Raw genomic sequence first — 22342 nt, 5'->3', positions numbered from 1 at the left:
TATTCTCAAGAAAAAGTAAGTGTTTTCGTGACGTTACACGTGTTGGTCTAAAAGAATCGGATTACCATCAGGATCTTCAAGCATGATACTAGCGGGTCCTGATGTCGATTCATCGGCGGTCATCGTTAATTCAATCCCCGCTTTTTTTAAGTGATTTTGAATGTCTCTCACGTCAGAGAATTCACTTAATGTACTGCAATCTTGCGTCCATCCTGGGTTGAATGTGAGCATGTTTTTCTCAAACATCCCCTGAAATAGCCCGATTTTATGATCGCCATTAGATAGAATTAACCAGTTTTCAGATTCATTTCCCGCAAAAACTGAAAAACCAAGTGCTTCGTAAAATTGCTTTGATGCTTGAAGGTCTTTTACGTTCAAGCTGACAGAAAAAGCGCCCAATTCCATGGTGAACTCCTTATTGAATAAGTGCCGTCGTGAAGTATCTGTTGTTACGTCACTCTAGCGTAGTGCTATTCCTGCTTTAATCCCAACTGGGTTTAACATTTCTATGGTTATCCTCAATTTTGCTACGCTTTCGACTTATCAATAGAAATACCACGATGTGATGATCTGGATGATTGCCATTTTTTCCTCAACTGCAATCCAGGTCTTTCAATTAAGTAGTAAGAAATCAGTGCAAAACCGAAGGCGAGAACAAGGTTGACTGGCCAAGTGGCATACCATGCTTGCGTCCAACTGTTGAGGAAAGGTTCTTGCCATAAGTAAAGTGAGTAACTGAGTGCACCAAGCCAAATTGCGGGTTTGCTATTTAATAGTTTGAAACTCAGACCTTGATTGAACTGGCTGTAGCGCAAAATCATCAATGCCGCACATACATTGATGAACGTTTGCCCACCAATATAAAACCAGTTGGGCTGGATTTTGTACATCACACTTGGAATCAGAATCATGCAGACGGGCACGACAACAAACCACGCTGATGCAAAGTAGTTGGGTAATTTAAATCCACTTTCTTTTAGATAGGCTAATGCGCACCCCATAGCCAGCGCGTCAGCGATAGCTTGAAATTCACGCGTTAAGGCTGAAGGTGAGCTTTCCAAACCAAAAAGCATCCAACCTCTTATGCATGGCACGATAATAATCGTGGCAACAAGAAGGTATTTGGCATGGTGACGACCAAGTAGCGTAAGGAGCAATGGCCACAGCAAATAAAATTGTTCTTCTACTGCGAGAGACCATGTGTGATTGAGCCACCATTCGCGTTCATGGTGGTAGTTCATCGTATACGTCACGGCATGGAACAGGTCACCAGACATGAGAGAAAGCCAGCCAAAATGCTCCGCTATTGCGATGCATAAAATATAGAAATAGAAAGCGGGGAACAGGCGAAATACACGTCTAATGAAGAACTGAGACAAGTTAATTCTGTTCGTTTTTTTAAGCTCATTTAAAAGTAAGGTAGTGATTAAAAAACCTGAAATTACAAAGAATACTTTTACCCCAAAGTTTCCCAAGCTTTGCAAAGGACCAAAAATAGTAGGGAAGTTAACTGTGCCAACCAAGTGACCCAAGCATACCAACCCAATGGACGCGGCTCTAAGTCCGTCGAGCGACGGTATTCTATTGTCCATTTTGTGTCTCCTTACTTTGATTTATGTAATTGAAATTGGCGACAGTGAGTGCAAGCAATATGTATATAGGCCAGGTGTATCCTTGAGTTAGGAAAGAGCCGGAAACACAAAATGCAATGAGCCCAGCGAGTGTCCCTTCACTCATTACGTAGGTGATTGGTGGGTAATTATCAGGGTTTTCGCTGACCGTTCTGACCGAAGAAATGGATGTTTTAAACATGGTGACGATCATGGCGATAAACAGTGCCAGACCTAAAAAACCAGATTCAGCAAGAACGCCAAACCAAGAGCTATGAACGGCATGATTCATCCCATCCCAGTAACTGCTGTAGAAAAAATAGTTGTAGAGGTAATTATCGATTCCCACGCCTGTTAACGGGTTATCTACCGCCATTTTAAACGCCGCTTCCCACGCATGAAGCCTGCCCATTGCGGATTCATCTATGCCTTCCTCAGCAGCGCCTCCAGACTTCCTTCCACTTATACCAGCTGCTAGGTACAACACCATCATGAGTAAGGTGCCTCCCATTATCAGAAGTGATTTGGATTTCACTCTACGGTAAGCGAAGATGCCCACAACACTGGCCATTCCCAGCAGACCGCCTCGGCTTTGTGTGGCAATAATTGCCCAAACAATGAACATTGCTGATGCAATACCTAGCAATCTTTCTAATCGCGTCATTCCTGGGGCAAGGATTTGCGCTATCGCAAATGAGAATGGGAATAAAAGTACGAGCGACAGGTCATTCGGATCGCCCAGTACGGATTGAAAACTCCGCCCTATTGTGACTCGGCTACCCTCTACAATTCCGATGCCTGCAAGCTTGTTCGAAATTGCCACGAAAGCAACAGCCAACCCAGCAAAACAAAACAGCCGGATGGCGAGCCTAAAGTGGCTAGGGTTGGTCAGGATCCACGTTAATACTGGCGTCATAATGGCGATTTTTACGTAAGTACTGGTGAAGTAGTTGATAGACGCCGTTTTATTACTCGCGAATACAATACCCATTGTGACAACCATGAAGAAGAGTGCTAGCCACATTAGTTCTTTGCACGGTTTGAATTGAATGCTTCTTGAAATGGCAATGTGCCAAAAAAAGGTAAACAACGTCCCAAGCGAAAGTAGAAGTGGGATTCTAAAAGGCATGAGAAATGGGAACGCTTCGTGAATACGAAAATACGAAAATACGATAAATAAAAGTGCCAGTAACACCGGATAGTGAATGGTGAGAAGCAGAGCAAACGGTGCCACCGCCAAAGCAACTGGAATTGCGGGGTGGGGGACAAAGTACCAAAGCACCCCAATAGCCGCACACAAGGTCGTCAGTGCAATTGCTGAGCCTCTGTGTGTTTCAATTTCAGATGTCGGGTTAATTGGTGGCATATGGTTTCCTTTGCGCTATATGCTTTAGATTGCAAAGGTGATGCCAATATATTGCTAACGTATTACTTTGTTTTTAAACAAGTTTATGTCATTGCTTTTTGATTTCCTATTTTGAGAATCAAACTAGTTATCAATTTATACGGTGTGTCTTCTTTTACATTCAATGTTCTGATGATGCTTTCGCATATTGGTAATTTTAGTTGCCACGCCTCATTTGGAGCTAGAACTTGGCGGGCTTGCGGTGCCCGCATTTTTACTATGTTCGCTACTTAAGGTTTTCCAGCGCCCAGCCCATAAAGCGTCTTTGCTCCATTTCATTAAGGGACAAAAAACCAGATTTTACACTTGAAATAGTGTGAGTATCTTTTGAGCTTGTGGAAGATCTTAAGGAGGCAATAGGTTCGGAGTGGCTAAGCACTGCTTCTCCTCGCCCATTCTCGTTGTATTTTTTGATTGAAGATTCGAAGTCTTGACGTGTTTGAAGTCCTCCAATATGAACAGAGTCTATTTTGAAGTTGACCTGCTTACCCGTAGAGTTGGTAAGTTCAAATTGCGGGTTTTTCTCAAATTGACGTGCATCTTCTATGGTGCGGAATGTTTCGTAGCTAAGGGAAAGTGAATCATTCGTTTCGAATAAAAGGATATAGGGTTGGGAGTAATATTTAGTTCGTCGTCCATCTTCCACAACAATCTGCCCAATTGTTACGACAAGCTGGTTAATGCCAGAACCCAGTTCGACAGATGAGTCTGACTTTATCCAGTTACTCTCTACTTTCTGCCCGTTTAAGGTTCTAGGAGTCATCTCCTTGCTGATTTCTATACGATGAGTAGAGGCGACTGTTGAGAAAGAGAAAAGCGCCAAGAGTAAGGTGAATGTATGTGTTATTCGCATAAGAAGCACCGGAAAAATAATATACAGAAACGGAGTAGGGCGAGTATAAACTCGCCCTGAAATTATGATTTAAATGAGTTAAAAGTAGTATTCAACTCCCACGGAAACCTCGTTGAAAGAATCAGACTTCCAGCGATCGTATGTCATACCTGTATTGCCAGAATCGACGGTATTACCGCCCATGGTGACATCGCGCGCACGTACATAAAGCACGGCAGATGGGTCAACAAAGTACATTGCCTGAGCAGAGATAACGTCGTCTGAGCTGTCCTCCACTTTTTCACCATTGACTTCAAGTTCGAAATTTTTGGTGTAGCCGACTTTAAACTGCCAGTCGCCCGTGTTGTACATTAGGCCCGACGTCATTGCGTTTTGTTTCTCTTCGCGACCAGAATCAATGCCTTCGGTGACTTCAGCATCTTGAATTCGATATTGTGCAAAGAAAGAAATACCGTTTTCAAACCAGCCTTGTACGCCGACTAAATAAGTATTGTTGTCCCAAATTCGGTTGAAGGTTTGTTTGGTACTTGGATCGTGTGCGCCAGTGTCTAACGTACCATCTTGGAAGCTTTCCGCTGTGTTTCGGTTTACTTCATATGCAGCATCAAATTGGAAAGGTCCGACCTTGTAATGCGCTGCTGCACCTTGCCACCAACCTTCATCGTTTCCAGTTGCGGCGGCTTTGGTTCTGCCGTATGCAACATCAAATGTCATTCCTCCCCATTCTGGTGAATCCCAACGAACGGTATTCGATGAGCGGTCTTGGAATTTTGCACCGCCGATTAAGCCACCCCAATCCCAAACATCACCCAAACCTGGGTTAGCACCTGGCCAGTCGACCACTTCGTAAAGCGGTGTTAATACACGACCAATTCGAACTTGACCAAACGACTCAAAATCTTCGAATCCGACAAAGGTATCCCTTTCACCAAAGCCACCGTTTGATGTGTGATCAGAATAAGAAGGGTCGACATAACCCCCTTCAATTTGCCAAATAAATTTTGGTCCAAGATTTTGGAATTGTTTAGAGCCCCTAAACCCAATTCGGCTCTCATTATTGGTTTGAAAACCTGTTAGGCTCGGGGAGTTTTCGTAGTCACGATAATGAGCTTGAACAGCAATAATGCCGTATACATCGTACTTAGCATCGGTTTCTTCAGCGATGGTTGGAAAAGCGGTAAATGCAACACTGCTAACTGCCATTGCGATAAGGCTGGGTTTAAAAATCTTATTCATGTTAACTCCTAAAATACATAGCTTTTTGGTGTGCCAGCATTGATAGGCCGCTGGATACTCGCACACCGAAATCTTGGTTCGATTGAGTACGTGAATAAGCTTAATGAGAAATTTATTGTCGCGAATTTTTAGCGGAAATCGTTTTGAAGAGCGTCAAAATTTAGATTTTGAGATAAATATAAATTCTTATTTAACAAAGAGATATGATGTTTCTAGGAAGAAATATAAAAAGAAAAAAAGTGATTATTGTTTGAGCGTAAGTTAACTAACCCCTGCTTGTGATGGGGCTAAACATTGGGAGAGTTTGTTGTGGATTTTTTAGAAATTTACGTGTTTTGAGGTATTTGATATAAAAAACATGATGTGCATCGCGTTGCTTTCATCGTATGGACGGAACTTTTCTTTTCTACATGTCGATTCTAGTACACAATAGGTTTGGTGTAAAACCTATTGTGTACGTATATTTAGGATTATTCAAACTTAATTAATGGGTATAAATTAGCTGCAACCTGCCTTGGAAACAGCTGCCCCCATCGCGGTTGATATATTTTGTTGTGTATCTTGCCCTATGTTGAGTAGCGTACCTGCTGCTTGTTCTCCGGATACATACTTAGCCCCACAGAGAAACGCGTTTACACCCATTGCGGCATCCACATTCGCTCGCTCTATTTGGAGATCCGATTCCTTTTCATTAAAATTCGCACCCATTGAAAATTCTGCATTTAAGTATTGGACTTTGCCCTCTATTTTTACATCTGCGCCCATGCTGGCGACGACATGAAGGTTTTTATCTGAGATTGCGCAGGGATGAGCTTGAAGTTGGCTACCCATTATCGCCTGAATATCATGAATTGGCTTATTGGTGATAACACTGATATCAAGATGTTTACTCGAAAATATACCGGGATCTTCACCATCATTAGAAATGGACAGTGTTCCGTTAGATTGGTCAATGTCCAGATCATCGAGTACATCTTTATGGCCTTTGGCGATAACCATTGGATCAGAGCCACAAATTACAGACACGCTGACATCTTTAGCGACAGAGAGAGAATGAAAATCGTTGACTGGAAAGGCGCGTTCTTCATCTGCTAGCGCAGAGTCGGCGACAATCAATGAAATGATTGCGATGGTGAACAGTAGTGCATTTATCCCTTTTACAGGAGAGAACACATTAGTAGAGGAAAGTACTTTGCTTAGAGAGAACCTTTTAGACACTGAAGACATAATCAAATCCATTCAAATCAAATTAAAAAGCACACATAATTGAATATACCTATTTCAATATGCGTGCCAGTTTTAACTTATTGATTTGTATAGACTGCCATGGTCAGTCAGGTGAAATTAACTAACATTAATAGTTAAATTCGCCATTATTTCCCAGCAAATTTGTACGTCAGACCCAGTTCAAAAGACCAGCCGAAGCTACGTTGAACAATTGGGCTATCATCATCGTGGCTTTCCATTCGAGCTTTACTGATGATCACCAGCTTTTTAGAAAAATCGTACAAGCCAATTACACCAGCCTGATACACATAGCTGCTTGAAGCGTCGTACTTCATCAAGCTTGAAGCACTTGATTCTGACGCGCTTACACCATATAGGTGCTGAGACAATTTTCTGTCTCTCCAATCCAATTCCACATAGGGTGTTAACGTGAAGCGGCGCATCGGGGTATCGAATGTTTTACCAAGGTGAACCTGAATCTCTTTTCCTCCGTGCACAGACATCACGTCTTGCAAGTAGGTGATCCGGGCACCCGGTGTGCCGAGTGTAATCCCCAGTTCTAAGTTACCATCTCGTTCATCGATTCCATTCGGAATTGTGTCGAATGTATTGGATACTTGCGCGAATCGCCAATTTCCTGAAATGCCTACGTACGGCAAGAGGTTATAATTTGCCAAGCTGCCATCAATAAACCCGCGATTACCGTAATAAAACAGATTGGGTGTTACACCAAACTGCGCTGAATCTTCTGTTGAATAGATCGACTGCCCAAACGTTCCGCTTGCGCCAATAATTCCATATTCCTCAACTGGTTCCATTGCTAATGCTGAACCAGATACCAATGCTAATGAGAGTGCGACAATATTTTTCATAATTTACATCCATGACCTTTTAACAGGCATATAGAACCGTTTTTTGCCCGTTTTCTTTCACAAGCGGCAAATAAATTGTGTGTCCGGTTAACGTTAAGCAAAAAAAATGCCTAGATTTCTAAAATTTACATAAATATTGAGTATAGGTAAAAAAACCGTTCACTCCGCATATCGACCGTTTGTCGCATTCAACAGAACCGAGCGTCCATGAGCAATAGAGTAGCTTTACCAACTACAGAATGGATATCGGTTATGAAAGTCTTAAAAAATGCACTCGTTATTTCGTCACTTCTTTTTGCTGGAATGTCGCAAGTTGTCGCTAACCCATCCAACGAGTTAATTAATGAATACAATCAAGCCGCGCAAGGCGATACGGACAAAGTCGAATTTGTTTATAAGCAGTTAAACCAATTGATCCAAAGCGAAGGTGCAAAACCTCTAAGTCTTGTTTACTTAGGCAGTACACAAACCTTGCAGGGGCGTGATGCCTGGATGCCTTGGAACAAAATGAAATATGTGGAGCAAGGGCTGGTTACGATAGACAAAGGATTAAGTTTAATCGCTTCGCAATCTATCCCGTTAGAATCCCAGCCGGTTATACAAGGTCTGCCAGACACGTATTTGGCACGAGCATTGTCTGCCGCAACCTATAGCCAACTCCCTGATATGTTTAATCACTTCGATCGTGGCTACGATTTGTTTATTGACTTACTTGGTGAATCGCAATTTCAGCAAGCCCCTTTTGAAGCCACGTCTTGGGTCTACACCTTTGCCATTGAGACCGCCATTCGCGCTGAAGATATCGACCGCGCCAATGCATGGTTGGCGCTGATGAAAAAGAAAAATGCTTCCCACCCCGAAACCCAAAAAGCCCAAGCTCTATTAGATAAAGCGTAAGGGGGAAACATGATTAGATTCAATCATATAAAGAAGAACTACCGACTTGGAATGATCGATGTTCCAGCGTTGAAAGGCGCGACGGGTAATATTCGCAAAGGTGAAATGCTCGCGCTTTGTGGTCCTTCTGGTTCTGGTAAAAGCACACTGCTCAATATTTTAGGATTGCTCGATACCGATTACTCCGGTGATATTGAATTTGGTGGTGAACCGCTGCCAAAAAAGATGCAAGAAGCGGCGCGTATTCGCCGCTTTGAAATGGGGTTTATATTTCAGCGCTTTAATTTGGTGCCAGTGATGACCGCACTAGAAAACGTCATGTACCCACTAAGGCTGGTGGGGTATTCCAAACGCGAACAACATGAACTTGCGGAAGGCATATTAGAAAAAGTTGGGTTGGCAGAGTTTATTCATCATAGACCCGATCATTTGTCGGGCGGACAACAACAGCGTGTCGCTATCGCCCGCGCGTTAGTGAACAAGCCCAAGCTCGTTATTGCGGACGAACCGACAGCCAGCTTAGACAGCGAAAGCGCAACGTTGGTGATTGATATCATGAAGTCTTTAGGTCAGGAATTTGGTACCACTTTTGTTATCGCGACGCACGATCAAAGAATGGCGGAACGTTGTGACAGAACGATTGCTCTGTTTGATGGGCATATCCAAGAGGAGGCGCTCAAATGGGTAAGCTAACCACATCCCTTTCAGCATGGAGTGTATTCGAAGGGCTCCGCCATGCGGTTTTAAATCTTCGTCGAAATGGTCGCCGAAGTGCACTGTCCGTTTTTATTGTGGCTATCGCGGTTTTCGCTATGGTGAGCGCAGGTGGGTTCGGTCTTTTTACTTATCAGTCACTCAAAGAGTCTACCGCTAGGGACACTGGGCATTTAACACTAAGCCAGCCAGGTTTCTTTGAAGAAGATGAAGAAATGCCGCTCTCTAATGGGCTATCCAATACTCAGGCGCTTGTTGGAAAAATAATGTCCTTGGATGACGTGCGCTCGGTGCAACCCCGAATTTACTTTACTGGTTTGATTTCTAATGGAAACAAATCAACCATCTTTGTTGGCAATGGTGTTAATGAGAAAGAATTCGATCTAAAAGGACCTTTTCTCGATGTTCGACAGGGGAGAACACTGTCTAGCCCTCGATCGAGTCGCTATAACCCTGAAGAACCTCAAATAATGTTGGCCTATGAATTGGCACGAAACCTAAAAGTAGAAGTTGGGGACTGGGTGACTCTTCTTGCTACCACAAGTGATGGCGCGCTTAACGCGTTGGACTTTATGGTTCGCGGTATTTACTCAACAGGTATACCAGAATTAGACAAGCGTCAGCTGTATCTTCATATCAATTCTGCTCAAGAGCTTTTGGTGTCTGAAAAGATAAGCACTTTATCGGTTTTTCTTTTTGAAACAGAGCAAACCTCATCGGTGCAAGCACAAGTGCAATCCTTGATAGATAACACGTCTTCCGAACAAGCTTACCAACTGACTCCTTGGCAAGAACGCGCTTTTTTCTACAAGAAAGTCAAAGACCTGTACGATCGTATTTTTGGCATCATGGGATTGGTGATGGGGCTGGTCGTGTTTGTTTCTCTGTTCAACACCATGACGATGTCGGTGACCGAAAGAACTCGCGAAATCGGCACGTTATCCGCGCTTGGAACGTATTCCAGCGAAATTATCTCTGGCTTCATAAAAGAAGCAGGGTTGTTGGCGCTCTTTGGAAGTATTTTAGGAGTGATTGGCAGTATTGGTATTTGGTTATTGCTGCTAGTTGTAGATATCGATATGCCGCCACCTCCAGGTCACAGTGAAGGTTATCCGCTGCAAATAAACTTCTCCCCAGAACTCGCTGCGTATTCGACACTTGGCGTCATGATCATTTGCATCATTGCCGCTTATCTTTCTGCCCGTAAGGGCGCAAACAAACCTATTACAGAGGCTTTGGCATATGTTTAAGTTTATTTCCAGAATCGTATTACTTGGCATGTTGAGTGGGGCTGGATTGGTGCTTACGACTGGTCAAGTAAATGCAACTTCCGACGTGGCAACGCTTGATGTAAATGCAATGCTCAAAAAAGCGGATGAATATCGCATGGAAGACGAGTCCTCTAAAGTCGTGTCTGTTGTTCATCTTTTCAAAAACAATGAAAGGGAAAAAACGCACCAATACCACGTTTATACGCGCCCTCAAAGGCAGTCTCTCGTGATTTTTAAATCTAAGGTAGAGGCAGGACAAAAAATGTTAATGCTGGAAGATAACTATTGGCTGGTGATGCCAAAGAGTCGCCGTCCTATTCGAATTACGCCTATGCAAAAGCTACTGGGAGAAGCGTCTGTTGGTGATATATCAACCCTAACATGGAGTGATGACTATCAAGGGGTGTTTAAGCAAATCGAAAGTGTGACCAAACCTGATGGCAGCGAAATAGAAAGCAATAAACTGCTTTTGACCGCAAAAACCAAAGGAGCGAGCTACCACACCATTGAACTTTGGCTTGCACCCGAAACAGACTTTCCAATTAAAGCCAATTTGATTTTGAAATCTGGAAAGCTCGCAAAAGAGGCTTGGTTTACTAAAGGTGAACGTAATGGGTCGAGAGCTGTTGTTGCGATGACGTTACTGGATAAGATTCAGCCGAACAAAAAAACCCAGATAGAATATAAAGAAATCTCACCATTTGAGCTGGAGGAAAAATATTATAACCCGTCGTATTTAGTGCGAAATAGCGTATCGGAGCTGTAACGTGACTCGTTTTAATCTCGTCTCGATCGCTTTTTTGCTATCCGGTTCTTTGAACGCGTCCGAGCTTAGTGCAAATTGGGATTGGACAGTGAGTGCGGACTCCATTTCACCAAGATCAAACTCTCCACTTTTTTCAAGCGGCGCAGTCAAAGAACAAAGTGTAGACGCCTTACTAGAATTGGAGTTAAGTGGCTTTTCAGCTTCAGGGACATTTGCTTTACTAGCCAATGATCTACATCAGTCAAAAAACGCTGCAAGCAATGAAAATCAAATCATTGTGCGTGAGCTTTTTTGGCAAGGAGAGTTAGAGCTAGGCAGTGAGTACTGGGATATTACAGTAGGAAAAATTCGCCAAGATTACGGTGTGGCCTATGGCTACCGTCCATTAGATGTATTTAATCCTTACCGACGAAACCCTGTTGGCATTCAGGTTGAGGAAGGTGTTGGGCTATTTAGTCTTTCTCACTATGGTGCGAAAGGAGAATGGACACTTCTTGCGACGACTTCCTCGATTACTCAGCAAGAAGGGAGTGAGTTACAAGAAGCGTCTGAACAAAATGGACTAGGAGTTCGCTATTACGGTTTGGAAGGTGATAGCGAGTATCAGTTACTCGCTTATTATGACAATGTGCGCCAAGGTCTGGTTGGTGGCAGTTGGGTGACGGTTTTTGGACACGAATGGGAATGGCATTCTTCAGCAGTTATTCAACGCAAACACATGACATACGTGCAGCCAGATACACACTTTTCACCCGTAGAAATTGGAAAGGAAGACAGTGCTTATCAAGCGTTAACGGGGGTTACCTGGAGTAGTTACTCAGGCCATAGCGTGATTGCAGAATACTGGTTTGATAACCGAGCATGGAGTGATGGTGAATGGAGAAATGCATTCGAAAGCGCCACCTCTTTGCGAAACGACTATCACCAAGATGGGTTAGCCAATTCCTATGCTTTTGGGCTTTCGGGTGCAAATTTGGTCCAACATAACATGATGCTTCACTGGGCATTGGATACTCAAAGCTGGCAGGGCACAAGTTGGGAAAGTGCGCCCTCGTGGTTTGAAAAAATCACACCTACGGTCGACGTTATTGTTGCACCGGAAGACGGAGGAGTAATAGCTACACCTAGAATTGGAATTGAGTGGTATGACGACGGTAATGCCCGTTTTGAAACAGAACTAGCTGCACGTTTTTACGGCGGAAAATCAGGCTCAGTCTATAAGAATTTACAAACTAGCCATATGATTTCATTAAATTTAAAGGGAAAATTTTAATGGTTACAGAATTCGGTGTGCTCCGAAATGAGTGGGTTAAGAGCATCACTTTTACATCGCTATTTTGTGTGATTATTGCGATCGTAACATCCTATGTTTGGGAAGCACCTTATTACAAACATTTACTGATAAGTTTTGGATATGGCTACAGCGCTATACTTGGTGAAAGAATAATCACTTTACTCACGCCAGAACTCTCACCTAGGATCGTGAATGTTTTGTCGTTAATACTGTCCGTGCTTGGTGGTAGTGTCAATGCACACTATTGGGTCAGTGAATACTCAAATTTTTCCACTTATGAAGACATGAAACCCATTGTGATATTGGGTTTTATTTTCAGCGCATTTTGTTTCTATTATTTCTACTCCTACGAGCAAAATATTCAAGCTAAACATGAACTTGAAAAATCTCGAAGAATTCAGGCTGATCAAGAGAAAGCACTTGTGTTAGGAGAGCTCAAGCAGCTTCAAAGCCAAATTGAGCCACACTTCCTATTCAACACGCTAGCAAACATCAACGTATTGATTGAGAGCGATCCTGAGCGTGCAAGAGAAATGCTTTCTCGTTTAACTGATTTGCTTCGTGCTACATTGCGAAAGAATCGAACGCAGTTCGTACCGCTAGAACATGAACTGGATTTGCTTTCGGCTTATCTAGGCATTCAGCAGATTAGGCTGGGTGAACTTATGAGTTACAATGTCACAAAAGGCGAGTCTGCTGAAGCGTTGATGGTGCCCCCATTTTTATTACAGCCATTAGTTGAGAACGCCGTTGTGCACGGGTTGGAACCCAGCATGAACCGCGGGCATATTAATGTGAGTGTTACACAAAGCCAGTTTGATATTATTCTTGAAGTCAGTGATAACGGAGTGGGGTTGGTGAGTAATAACGCATCTGGCGGGCATGGGATTGGATTGCAAAACATTCGGGCTCGTTTGAAAACGTTGTTTAGTGATGATGCAAAACTCGCCGTCATACAGAACGACAATCACGGCGTAACTTCTCGAATCACTATCAATAAACTAGCACTAGAAGTGCTCCTTAAATCGTAGTTTGGTGGACATAGAATGGTAAAACAAGTGAAAGCTCTAATTGCAGATGATGAACCTCTTTTACTTCATCACCTGCAAAAAATGTTGTCCGAAGTGTGGTTAGAGCTCGATGTCATCGCGAAAGTTCAGGATGGCAAAAGCGCACTTGACGCTATATTGAAACACGATCCAGATGTCGTCTTTTTGGATATTAGAATGCCCGAGCTTGATGGGATATCGCTAGCAAGCAAGCTGAATAAACTGCAACGACCTCCTCTTATAGTATTCACCACAGCGTACGATGAATATGCCGTTAAGGCGTTTGATTTAAGCGCTTCCGATTATTTGTTAAAACCCTTAAATGAAGAGCGATTGCTCAAAGCCTGCCAAAAAGTGCAAGCAAAACTTGAGGAAAGCCAGCCTTCACAACCTGATTTACAATCCTTGTTCGAACAACTAAAAGGGCAAACCAATACCACACAAAATTATCTTCATTGGATAAAAGCATCATTAGGAGATGAGATCCACCTCGTATCTATTGATGATGTTGCTTACTTTAAGTCGGAAGATAAATACGTTTCTGTATATTGTAGGAAGGAAGATGATGCGTTTGATGAATATGTCATTCGGATGTCGCTCAAGGAGTTACTCGATCAACTGGATCCTAATCGGTTTTGGCAAATACACCGTTCCACAATCATTTCAGTCTCAGCGATAGATAAAGTGAAGAAAGATCTGGCGGGGCGAATGTTTGCCAAAATCGGTTGTTGTGAACTTCCTGTAAGTCGCGCATCTCAGCACTTGTTTAAGGGAATGTAAACTTTTCTCCATATACAGCCGAGCCTGTAGTAGCAGACTTTAAGGCAAACAGAAATTGCGTCAACACGGCAATGTTCCCTCTATCCGATCTCTTTCCAAATGCATTAGTGGAGTAACACTTTAACCTGCGTGTTATTCCCTGCGTAAACATTCCTTCGTTATACATAGATATCGTAAATGGTTTTTTGTAATACAATTTTCATTGTTGTATTAATAATCATTGGCTTGTGGTGTTTTTAATTTGCAATAATTTGACACACTATTACGTGAAATATTTGAAGCAATCTAACAAAATAAGGTGTCATCATAGGGTGAGAATACGTGTTTTTGTGCCTGAAGGTGGGCAGTGAGAATCATAGAGCCAAATTGTTTATACCCAAGCATCTTGAGTTTACTTGGGTATCGTTTTAAAAATCATCTTGAAAGGTCAACAGACCCTAATAATCTGCATTTCAAAAATTGGTAAATACATGAAAAAGAAATTACTTAGCTTGGCAATAGTCAGCTCATTAATCTTGGTTGGATGTGGTGAAGCAGAAAATGGAAATCAACAAGCCGCTGCGCCAAATGTCGTCGCAGTGGAATCAACCACAATAATGCACCAGCAAAGTAAGACGTATGTAGGGAGAGTTGAAGCAGTAGAAGATGCGAGCATCAGCGCTCAAGTCTCCGGTTATCTAAAAGAACGTTTGTTTATTGAAGGGCAGTTTGTCGAAAAAGGGGACGTGCTGTACCAAATTGACCCTTTGTCGTTCGAAGCTCAGGTTGCGACAGCAAAAGCCTCTTTATCTCAGGCAAACGCAGCGCTTAAAAAAGCAGAATTGGACTTCAAGCGAGGCAAGAACCTTCTCCCTAAAGGGAATATTTCACAGTCAGAATTCGATTCATTGACCTCTTCAAAACTTGGCGCTCAGGCGCAAGTTGAGGCGGCAGAAGCACAATTAAAATTGGCTAACGTGAACTTATCTCACTCCCAAATTGTCGCGCCATTCTCGGGAAGAATCAGCAGCAGCAACGTTAGCATCGGTGACCTCGTGTCTCCATCTTCTGGTCCCCTTACCACAATTGTTAGCCTTGATCCTATTCATACCAGCTTTAACGTCAGTGAACGCGAACGTTTAGATTTTGGAATGGATAAAGTGAGCGGCGATGGGGCGGGCGCAGCCAATGCATTAGATGTTGTGATTGAACTTGAGAACGGTGATGTTTACGAACACAAAGGGAAGCTCGATTTTATCGGTAACCGCATCAACCTAAATACGGGAACTATTTCTCTCCGAGCGAGTGTCGATAACCCAGAGCACGCCTTGTTACCAGGTCAACACGTTCGGGTTGCGATTCAAGAACAAAGTGCTGAAGAAGTTATCGTTATCCCGAGAAAATCTGTGCAAACGGATCTAGAAGGTAACTTCATTATGATTATCACAGAAGGAAACATTGCCGAACGCCGAAATATTGAAATGGGTCGTCAGACGGCTGAAGGAGTCATTGTTACCAAAGGCTTATCGAAAGATGAGCGTGTGATAACACAAGGCTTACAACGTGTCAGAAATGGAATGCCTGTCAATGTAACAAACTCAGATACCGCTAACACTGGAGCCTAACTATGCTTAGTCGCTTTTTTATCCAGCGCCCGAAGTTTGCACTGGTTATTTCCATTATTCTGACACTGGCAGGGGCGATGTCTCTTCTGGTGCTGCCTGTTTCGGAATACCCTGAAATTAGCCCACCATCTGTGAATGTCACGGCTTATTACACAGGTGCCAGTGCTGAAGTAGTGGAGCAGGCTATCGCCGATCCAATAGAAACGTCGGTCAATGGTGTGGAAGATATGATTTACATGTCTTCCAAAAGTGCGAACGACGGTTCGTATTCTTTAAACGTGACTTTCGATATTGGTACTGACCCCGATATGGCACAGGTGAATGTGCAAAACCGAGTGACCCAAATCGAGTCAAAATTACCCCCAGAAGTACGAATGGTTGGGGTAACGGTGAAGAAAAATTCGCCTGATCTTCTCATGGTGCTGAATTTCTTTTCTCCTGACGATAAGTACGACGACCAATTTTTGATTAACTACATCAACCTGAATGTGAAAGACCAGCTTGCTCGAGTAAAAGGCATCAGTAATGTGAGCGTAATTGGCGGCGGTGAATACGCGATGCGCGTATGGCTCGACCCAGAAAAACTCGCAAGCTTAGGTATGACGACTTCGGATGTGCATGCCGCTTTAGCTGAACAGAACGTACAAGTTGCTGCTGGTAATATTGGTGCTGCGCCATACGCCAACCCTCAAGACGTTCAGTTTAACTTGGTTACTAAAGGGCGGTTGGAAACGGTAGAAGAGTTTGAAAGTGTCATGCTTCGCGCGAATCCTGATGGTTCCGCGGTGTACTTGAAAGATGTTGCAAGAGTGGAACTTGGCAAAAACTTCTACAATGGAACGGGGTTATTCCGCGGGCACGATGCATCAATCGTTGTCCTAAGCTTGCAATCGGGCGCTAATGCCTTGGAAAGCGGCGGTTTGGTCATGGATCGTTTAGGGGAGTTATCAGGAACCTTCCCAGAAGGTATGGCTTATGAAACCAGCTATGACACAACGCTGTTTGTTGAAGAGTCGATAAAAGGGGTCGTTAAAACCTTAATCGAAGCCATTCTACTGGTTATTGCCGTCACCTATCTGTTCCTTGGCAGTGCACGCGCGACGTTAATTCCGGTTATTGCGATTCCAGTATCACTTATCGGTACATTTGCCATTATGTTGGCGACAGGCTTCACGATTAATACCGTGACGTTATTCGGTTTGATTTTGGCTATCGGTATCGTGGTAGATGACGCCATTTTGGTTATCGAAAATGTCGATACAATCATGAAGCGCGATCCAAGCTTATCGCCGAAACAAGCAACCTTAAGAGCAATGAAAGAGGTAACAGGTCCAATCGTTACATCAACATTGGTTCTTTTAGCTGTATTTATCCCCGTAGCGATGCTTCCTGGTATCACTGGTATCATGTATCGTCAATTCGCTCTAACGATCTGTATTTCAGTTGTAATTTCGTCTATTAACGCACTGACGCTGTCACCAGCAGTGTGTTCGCTGGTATTGAAACAGGGAGGCGGTAATACGGCAAAATGGTTTGAAGCATTTAACCGCGGCTTAGACAAGATTACCCAGCAATACGGAAAAGCAGCGGGCTTTTTAGTTAAAAAAGCGATTCTAGCGTTGGTGTTCTTTGGTGTAGCGGTGGGGGCGGTTTCTTACCTCGCGAAAACAACGTCGACTGCGTTTGTTCCCCAAGAAGACAAAGGCATTATGTTGGTTAACGTTCAGCTCCCAGATTCTGCTTCATTATCGCGAACCGAAGCGGCAACAGAAAAACTGATGGACCTAATCAATCAAGAACCAAGTATTGAAGGGGTAACAGTAGCAAATGGCTATGCATTCCTGACGGGAGCTGCTGCTTCAAACGGCGCATCGTTGTTCGTTAAATTAAAAGATTGGAACCAAAGAAACAGTATGGAAGGTGATCATTCTTCCTTTGCTGTGACTGCGCGTATTAATGCTCGTGCCGCACAAGAAATCCCTGAAGCTGTCGTCTTTGCTATGGGTGCGCCTGCCGTACCGGGTATGGGAGCAGGATCGGGTTTCGAATTTGTGTTGGAAGATGCGCTAGGTCGAGATCGCAGTGACTTGGCTCAGGTTATGGGTGAGGTGATGGCAAAAGCCAACGCGCAGCCTGAAATTCTTTATACCTACAGTACATTCCGTGCAAACGTTCCGCACTACTATCTCGATATCGATCGTCAAAAAGCGAAGCAACTCGGAATCCCTTTAGGCGAGATTTTCCAAACATTGCAAGGGAACTTGGGTTCGATCTACGTCAATGATTTCACCATGTTTGGTAAAAACTTCCGCGTCACCATGCAAGCCGACGCGGAGCACCGTACTGACATGGAAGATCTCGGTCGTTTTCATGTTCGCAGCCAAAAAGGCGAAATGATTCCACTGAGCACTTTAGTCACCTATGAGCAAGTGTTTGAGCCAGATGTAGCATGGCGTTACAACATGTACCGTTCTGCGGTTATCCAAGGGGAAGCGGCACCAGGGTATTCAAGCGGTGACGCGATTGCGGCAATGGAGCGTGTTGCGGCTGAGGTGTTGCCTCATGGTTACCAATACGAATGGACAGGTTTGGCGTATCAAGAAAAGTTAGCGGGTAATCAGGCGATTTATGCTTTCGCCCTTGCGCTGATTTTTATCTACCTGTTTATGGTTGCTCAGTACGAAAGTTGGACGATCCCACTGGCGATTATTTTAGTGGTTCCGGTTGCAACCTTAGGTTCTTTCATTGCACTGAATCTAACGGGTATACCGCTTAACTTATACGCACAGATAGGTTTAGTTCTGCTTATTGCGCTCGCCGCCAAGAACGCCATTTTGATTGTGGAGTTCGCGAAATTAGAGCGGGAAAATAAAGAAGTCGCGATTGAAAAAGCAGCCGTTAAAGGCGGTGAGCTGCGTTTCCGCGCGGTTAACATGACGTCTTGGTCGTTCATACTGGGTATCACACCACTGATTTTTGCATCCGGAGCGGGCTACATCAGTCAAAACTCACTGGGTGTCTCTTTGGTGGGCGGTCTACTTTGTGTGCTTCTTGCGGGTACGTTCTTGATCCCAAGCTTCTACGCAATGGTGCAGAGAAAACGCGAGAAGTTCCACGGTGGCAGCACTAAGCTGGTGGAGCTAAAAGACGAGTAGCACGAAAAATTACTGATTCATAAAATCTAATACCCCAGACGTACTCTGGGGTATTTTTTTACCCATTGTTTTGCCAGCTCTATCCCCAACTAACGTAGAGATGTTTCGTTATGGGTTAATTGCTGCTGGCGATGGAAACGATGCGTGTAATGACAGTGTCTACCGAGATACTGGGGTCTTTGAAGAAGCGGAATAGTTCACTATTGATGGCGTGCTGCTCTATTGGATTGACCGCCATGGAATCCGTCATGCTGGGAACTGCGAGGTTATTGACGGTCGCGCGAATGAAATCGTGCCGAGATTGTTGCTGACAAGGATTAAAATTGCTGAGTGAAATGTCTTTTCGAACTGGAATCGAGCCCTTTAACCGATTGAAGGAAGACTGAAAGTCTTTGTTTGCCATTACGTTAGCGAGTTTGTTGGCTTGCTGCTGATCAAAAGATTTCCGCGACATAAAAATGAAGCTATCCATATTGTACAAAAACACCGATTGGGTCTGCGGTGCGGCATAACACCCGATGTCTTCTGGAACGTTTACACCACGTGCCATGAGATCACCCAGTATCCAGTCTCCCCCTAATTGAAAGAGCGCGCGATTCTCGGCAAGAGATTGCGTTGCGGTATCCCATTTTGAATCGGGCTGTGTTTTTTGAACAAACTGACTGAGCTTACGAAAATCACGCAAGATAGCTTGCATTGTGTCGGACTTTAAATTGGTGGAATCAAGCTGCACGAGCGTTTGGTAGTAAAAATCGACGCCTCCTTTTGCCAAAAGCAAATTTTCAAAGAGCTGAACGACTTGCCAAGGCTGCATGCCAATAGCAAGTGGGGTAATGCCCTGACGGTTTGCTTTGTCCATCGCATTGAATACCTCATCCCAATTTGAGGGCACTTCAAGGTTTAATGCGCGAAGGTTTTTATGATTAACCCAAAGCCAGTTCATTCTATGTAATGTAATAGGAAGTGCGACATACCCGTTATCGGTGTGGTTAATAGACTGTGCCAGCGGGTACAAGTGTTGATCCCACCCTTGAGCTTTGGCAGTGGTATTTAAGTTATGCAAAATCCCAATGGCATCCCATGAACGGATAGCAAGCCCTTCTATTTGCGCAAAGTGAGGTGTGTTTCCTGCTAATGCTCTTGCTTGCAGAACCGTCATCGCGCTGTCTCCACCGCCGCCAACAACGGAAGCACTATGCAGTTCAATATTATGTGAATGCAGCTGTTCATTGAGCACATTGAGTGCTTTTGTTTCGCCTTGTGATGTCCACCAATGTAGGAACTCCATTTCCGTAGCGGTTGTGGTCGTGGCTGAGACTGAAAATGAGGATAGCGTTGCCGCTAAAACCATACGAATCATCTTGTTAACCTCTTGGGAATGTCAGTATTGCGCATAAGCCACCGGTTGTTGCGGGTTTAAAAGAAAGATGACCGCCGTGCGCTTTAACGATGCTTTGCGTGATAGTGAGACCAAGACCATTTCCTTCTTTATCGGAGGTATTTTCGATACGAAAGTAAGGTTCACAGATCTTGTCAATGAGCGCGGGTTCTACTCCTTTTCCGTGGTCCCATATATTGATAACCAGTGATTCTTCTGAGTCGTTGATATCGATTTCAACTTTCTGACCGTATTTAATGCCGTTATCAATTAGATTTTGCAAGCAACGTTTCATGGCTAAAGGCTTGCCCGCGTAGGGCTGTGCATTGTGAGTGTGAACTAAGATCGTTGAAGTGCCGTTTTGCGTGGTGCTAATGATGTGTTCTAGCAGAGCAGGGATATTGATGAGTTCGATCTCTTCATGAATGTCCGTGGCTTTTATACATTGCAGCGCGCCTTTTACCATCAAGTCCAGATCATTGGCGATTCTGGAAAAACGCTCTCTGTCTTCAGCGTTGTCGAGCATTTCTGAGCGTAGCTTCAAACACGCAATAGGGGTTTTTAAATCATGAGAAATAGCGCTGAATAGCATTTCACGATCGTTTATGTGGCTATCAATTCTACGGTTCATCTTATTGAAGGCATGGATGGCGGCGCGAAACTCAGAGCTGCCTTCTTCGTTGACATTTGGAACCTTTAGCTTGCTAGACATCAAGGTAGCAGCCTTTGCCAGCGCTCGGATTGGACGTAATTCTTTTCGAACAACCAGCCAAGTACAACCGAGCAATAAAAATGCCGATAAAAACATGGTGAGCCATTCTCTGATGTCGAAAAAACTCGTTTCCAAATTGACATAAGGTGCAGGTAAGACAGCAGCGAGGTAGAACCATTCACTCGGCGCTACTTCAATTTGCATCACTAATATAGGCGGATTAATGTCTCCGTAAGACAGAGTGTAATGTGCCCACAATAAGGGAAGCTCATCAATAGGCAATTCGTTGTTAAAGACTTTTAGGTGTTCTCGCAAAGTGAAATCAATGCTCATACTTCGAATGTTATCCAGCTCGCTTCCGAGTACTGTTTTGACTTCATCAATAACCAGAGATTTTCTTTCACTTTCTGCAATCGGCGTAAGCGGGATTTGATGATTATTGAGTGAAACAAAAAAGCGTGTGCCGCCCATATTACGCAGTTGGTTGAGAACGAGATGGCGATATTCCGAAGGAAGTGTTTGAAAGAAAGACACCGTCGATGATGCACTAAGCGTTAAGCTTCTTATTGTATTGAGTAACCCTTGTTTGTCCTTGTTCGCAGATTGCTGATACCAAATCGCACCAGATAGCAATTGGGCGAGCACAATAACGATAAGAAGAAACAGAGAAGTCCGCGAAGCAAGGGAGCGTGGAATGAGGTTAATGTTCATAATTTACGCCTGACGTGAGCATATAACCTTTGCTGCGGACGGTCAGAATAAGTGAACGATCTTTATCGTCCAAATGGTGGCGAAGTCGGCTGATTTGAACATCAATACCTCTTTCTAGTGGGTCGGCATCTCTCCCCCAAATCTCCCGGGCAATGTCGTCTCTGGTCAAGATAGATTCGGGGTTTCTAATAAATAATGAGAGAAGAGAAAGATCCGCACCAGACATCTGTTTAGTGGCTTGAGTCGATAAATGGATCAATTGCCTTGTTACCGTGTTGAGCTCCCACTGAGCAAAGCGTATGCATTTAGGAATCGCATTGTCGGAGGAGATTTGGCTTCTACGGAGAATGGTTTTTATCCTTGCAAGCAATTCCCGCGGGCTAAATGATTTTGTAATGTAGTCATCCGCGCCCATCTCCAAACCAGCGACTCTGTCGGCTTCTTCTGCGACTGCAGTGAGCATAATGATGGGGATATCTGAGGTTCTTCTTAGCTTTTGACACAGCGTGAACCCATCTTCGCCGGGCATCATGATATCTAGGATGATTAAGTCTGGTGTGTGATCAGCTAAGAATTGCCACATCTGGGTGCCATTCTCGGCACTGACAACGGTAAATCCAGAGCGTCCTAAATAGTCTGTTAATGCCTCTCGGAGCTCCAAATTATCATCAACGACCAAAATTTGTTTGCTATCCATGCTGTGCTCCTTCCATTCCATGTTGAATATGATGCATGGATAACGGAGCCAAAACAATTCGTAGAAATCACATTTATATCATGTATTTGTAAGTGTTCTCTTACAATGCGC

General features: G+C 43.8%; 19 protein-coding genes. 9 read left to right on the top strand and 10 right to left on the bottom strand.

What is annotated here, in order from left to right; all coding sequences use genetic code 11:
• Positions 1-33: 33 nt before the first annotated feature.
• The 7 genes from Q8W40_RS23155 to Q8W40_RS23125 form a co-directional block, all read right to left on the bottom strand.
• Positions 34-405, bottom strand: a complete 372-nt coding sequence (locus Q8W40_RS23155; protein ID WP_305400593.1) for a VOC family protein — start codon at positions 403-405, stop codon at positions 34-36.
• 122 nt (positions 406-527) lie between these two features.
• The gene (locus Q8W40_RS23150) at positions 528-1592 is read right to left on the bottom strand and encodes an acyltransferase family protein (protein WP_305400590.1); all 1065 of its coding nucleotides are present in this window, start codon (positions 1590-1592) and stop codon (positions 528-530) included.
• Entirely contained in the window at positions 1582-2976 is a 1395-nt protein-coding gene (locus Q8W40_RS23145) for an O-antigen ligase family protein (protein ID WP_305400588.1), read from the bottom strand. The genes Q8W40_RS23150 and Q8W40_RS23145 overlap by 11 nt, the downstream gene beginning before the upstream one ends.
• Before the next feature lie 265 nt (positions 2977-3241).
• Positions 3242-3868 carry a YccT family protein gene (locus Q8W40_RS23140; RefSeq protein WP_305400585.1) on the bottom strand — a complete coding sequence of 209 codons (627 nt, stop codon included), beginning with the start codon at positions 3866-3868 and terminating at the stop codon, positions 3242-3244.
• Positions 3869-3946: 78 nt separating this feature from the next.
• The gene (locus Q8W40_RS23135; protein ID WP_305400582.1) at positions 3947-5104 is read right to left on the bottom strand and encodes a porin; all 1158 of its coding nucleotides are present in this window, start codon (positions 5102-5104) and stop codon (positions 3947-3949) included.
• Between the two features lie 498 nt (positions 5105-5602).
• Positions 5603-6331: a GIN domain-containing protein gene (locus Q8W40_RS23130; protein WP_305400579.1), complete on the bottom strand. Its 729-nt coding sequence runs from the start codon at positions 6329-6331 to the stop codon at positions 5603-5605.
• 146 nt (positions 6332-6477) lie between these two features.
• Positions 6478-7203, bottom strand: coding sequence for a MipA/OmpV family protein (locus tag Q8W40_RS23125; protein WP_305400577.1), 726 nt, complete (start codon positions 7201-7203; stop codon positions 6478-6480).
• A gap of 252 nt (positions 7204-7455) precedes the next feature.
• On the opposite strand from Q8W40_RS23125, the gene Q8W40_RS23120 reads away from it, so the two are divergent.
• The 9 genes from Q8W40_RS23120 (at position 7456) to Q8W40_RS23080 (ending at position 18733) form a co-directional block, all read left to right on the top strand.
• Positions 7456-8100, top strand: coding sequence for a hypothetical protein (locus Q8W40_RS23120; RefSeq protein ID WP_305400574.1), 645 nt, complete (start codon positions 7456-7458; stop codon positions 8098-8100).
• A 9-nt stretch (positions 8101-8109) separates the two neighbouring features.
• The gene (locus tag Q8W40_RS23115) at positions 8110-8793 is read left to right on the top strand and encodes an ABC transporter ATP-binding protein (RefSeq protein WP_305400572.1); all 684 of its coding nucleotides are present in this window, start codon (positions 8110-8112) and stop codon (positions 8791-8793) included.
• Entirely contained in the window at positions 8781-10064 is a 1284-nt protein-coding gene (locus tag Q8W40_RS23110; RefSeq protein ID WP_305400569.1) for an ABC transporter permease, read from the top strand. The genes Q8W40_RS23115 and Q8W40_RS23110 overlap by 13 nt, the downstream gene beginning before the upstream one ends.
• Positions 10057-10851 carry an outer membrane lipoprotein-sorting protein gene (locus tag Q8W40_RS23105; RefSeq protein ID WP_305400566.1) on the top strand — a complete coding sequence of 265 codons (795 nt, stop codon included), beginning with the start codon at positions 10057-10059 and terminating at the stop codon, positions 10849-10851. Before Q8W40_RS23110 ends, Q8W40_RS23105 begins: the two co-directional genes overlap by 8 nt.
• Before the next feature lies 1 nt (position 10852).
• On the top strand, positions 10853-12124 hold the full coding sequence (locus Q8W40_RS23100; RefSeq protein WP_305400564.1) for a hypothetical protein: 1272 nt from the start codon (positions 10853-10855) through the stop codon (positions 12122-12124).
• Positions 12124-13176 carry a sensor histidine kinase gene (locus Q8W40_RS23095; protein ID WP_305400562.1) on the top strand — a complete coding sequence of 351 codons (1053 nt, stop codon included), beginning with the start codon at positions 12124-12126 and terminating at the stop codon, positions 13174-13176. The genes Q8W40_RS23100 and Q8W40_RS23095 overlap by 1 nt, the downstream gene beginning before the upstream one ends.
• 15 nt (positions 13177-13191) lie before the next feature.
• Complete coding sequence (locus tag Q8W40_RS23090) at positions 13192-13974, top strand: LytR/AlgR family response regulator transcription factor (RefSeq protein ID WP_305400561.1); 783 nt, start codon at positions 13192-13194, stop codon at positions 13972-13974.
• Between the two features lie 470 nt (positions 13975-14444).
• Positions 14445-15578 (top strand): efflux RND transporter periplasmic adaptor subunit, encoded by a 1134-nt coding sequence (locus Q8W40_RS23085; RefSeq protein WP_305400560.1) that lies wholly within the window; start codon positions 14445-14447, stop codon positions 15576-15578.
• A 2-nt stretch (positions 15579-15580) separates the two neighbouring features.
• Positions 15581-18733, top strand: coding sequence for an efflux RND transporter permease subunit (locus Q8W40_RS23080; RefSeq protein ID WP_305400559.1), 3153 nt, complete (start codon positions 15581-15583; stop codon positions 18731-18733).
• A 115-nt stretch (positions 18734-18848) separates the two neighbouring features.
• Here Q8W40_RS23080 and Q8W40_RS23075 read toward each other — a convergent pair whose 3' ends face one another.
• From Q8W40_RS23075 to Q8W40_RS23065, 3 genes are read right to left on the bottom strand one after another with little or no spacing between them, the layout of a single operon-like run.
• Entirely contained in the window at positions 18849-20093 is a 1245-nt protein-coding gene (locus Q8W40_RS23075; RefSeq protein WP_305400557.1) for an ABC transporter substrate-binding protein, read from the bottom strand.
• Positions 20094-20097: 4 nt separating this feature from the next.
• Entirely contained in the window at positions 20098-21534 is a 1437-nt protein-coding gene (locus Q8W40_RS23070; RefSeq protein WP_305400555.1) for an ATP-binding protein, read from the bottom strand.
• Positions 21524-22231 (bottom strand): response regulator transcription factor, encoded by a 708-nt coding sequence (locus tag Q8W40_RS23065; RefSeq protein ID WP_305400550.1) that lies wholly within the window; start codon positions 22229-22231, stop codon positions 21524-21526. Before Q8W40_RS23065 ends, Q8W40_RS23070 begins: the two co-directional genes overlap by 11 nt.
• Positions 22232-22342: the final 111 nt, after the last annotated feature.

Origin of the sequence: Vibrio penaeicida, from assembly GCF_030689305.1 — a bacterium.
GTDB classification, from domain to species: Bacteria; Pseudomonadota; Gammaproteobacteria; order Enterobacterales; family Vibrionaceae; genus Vibrio; species Vibrio penaeicida_B.
The sequence above is the reverse complement of the archived record's forward strand: the minus strand, read 5'-3'. Positions and strand labels throughout refer to the sequence as shown.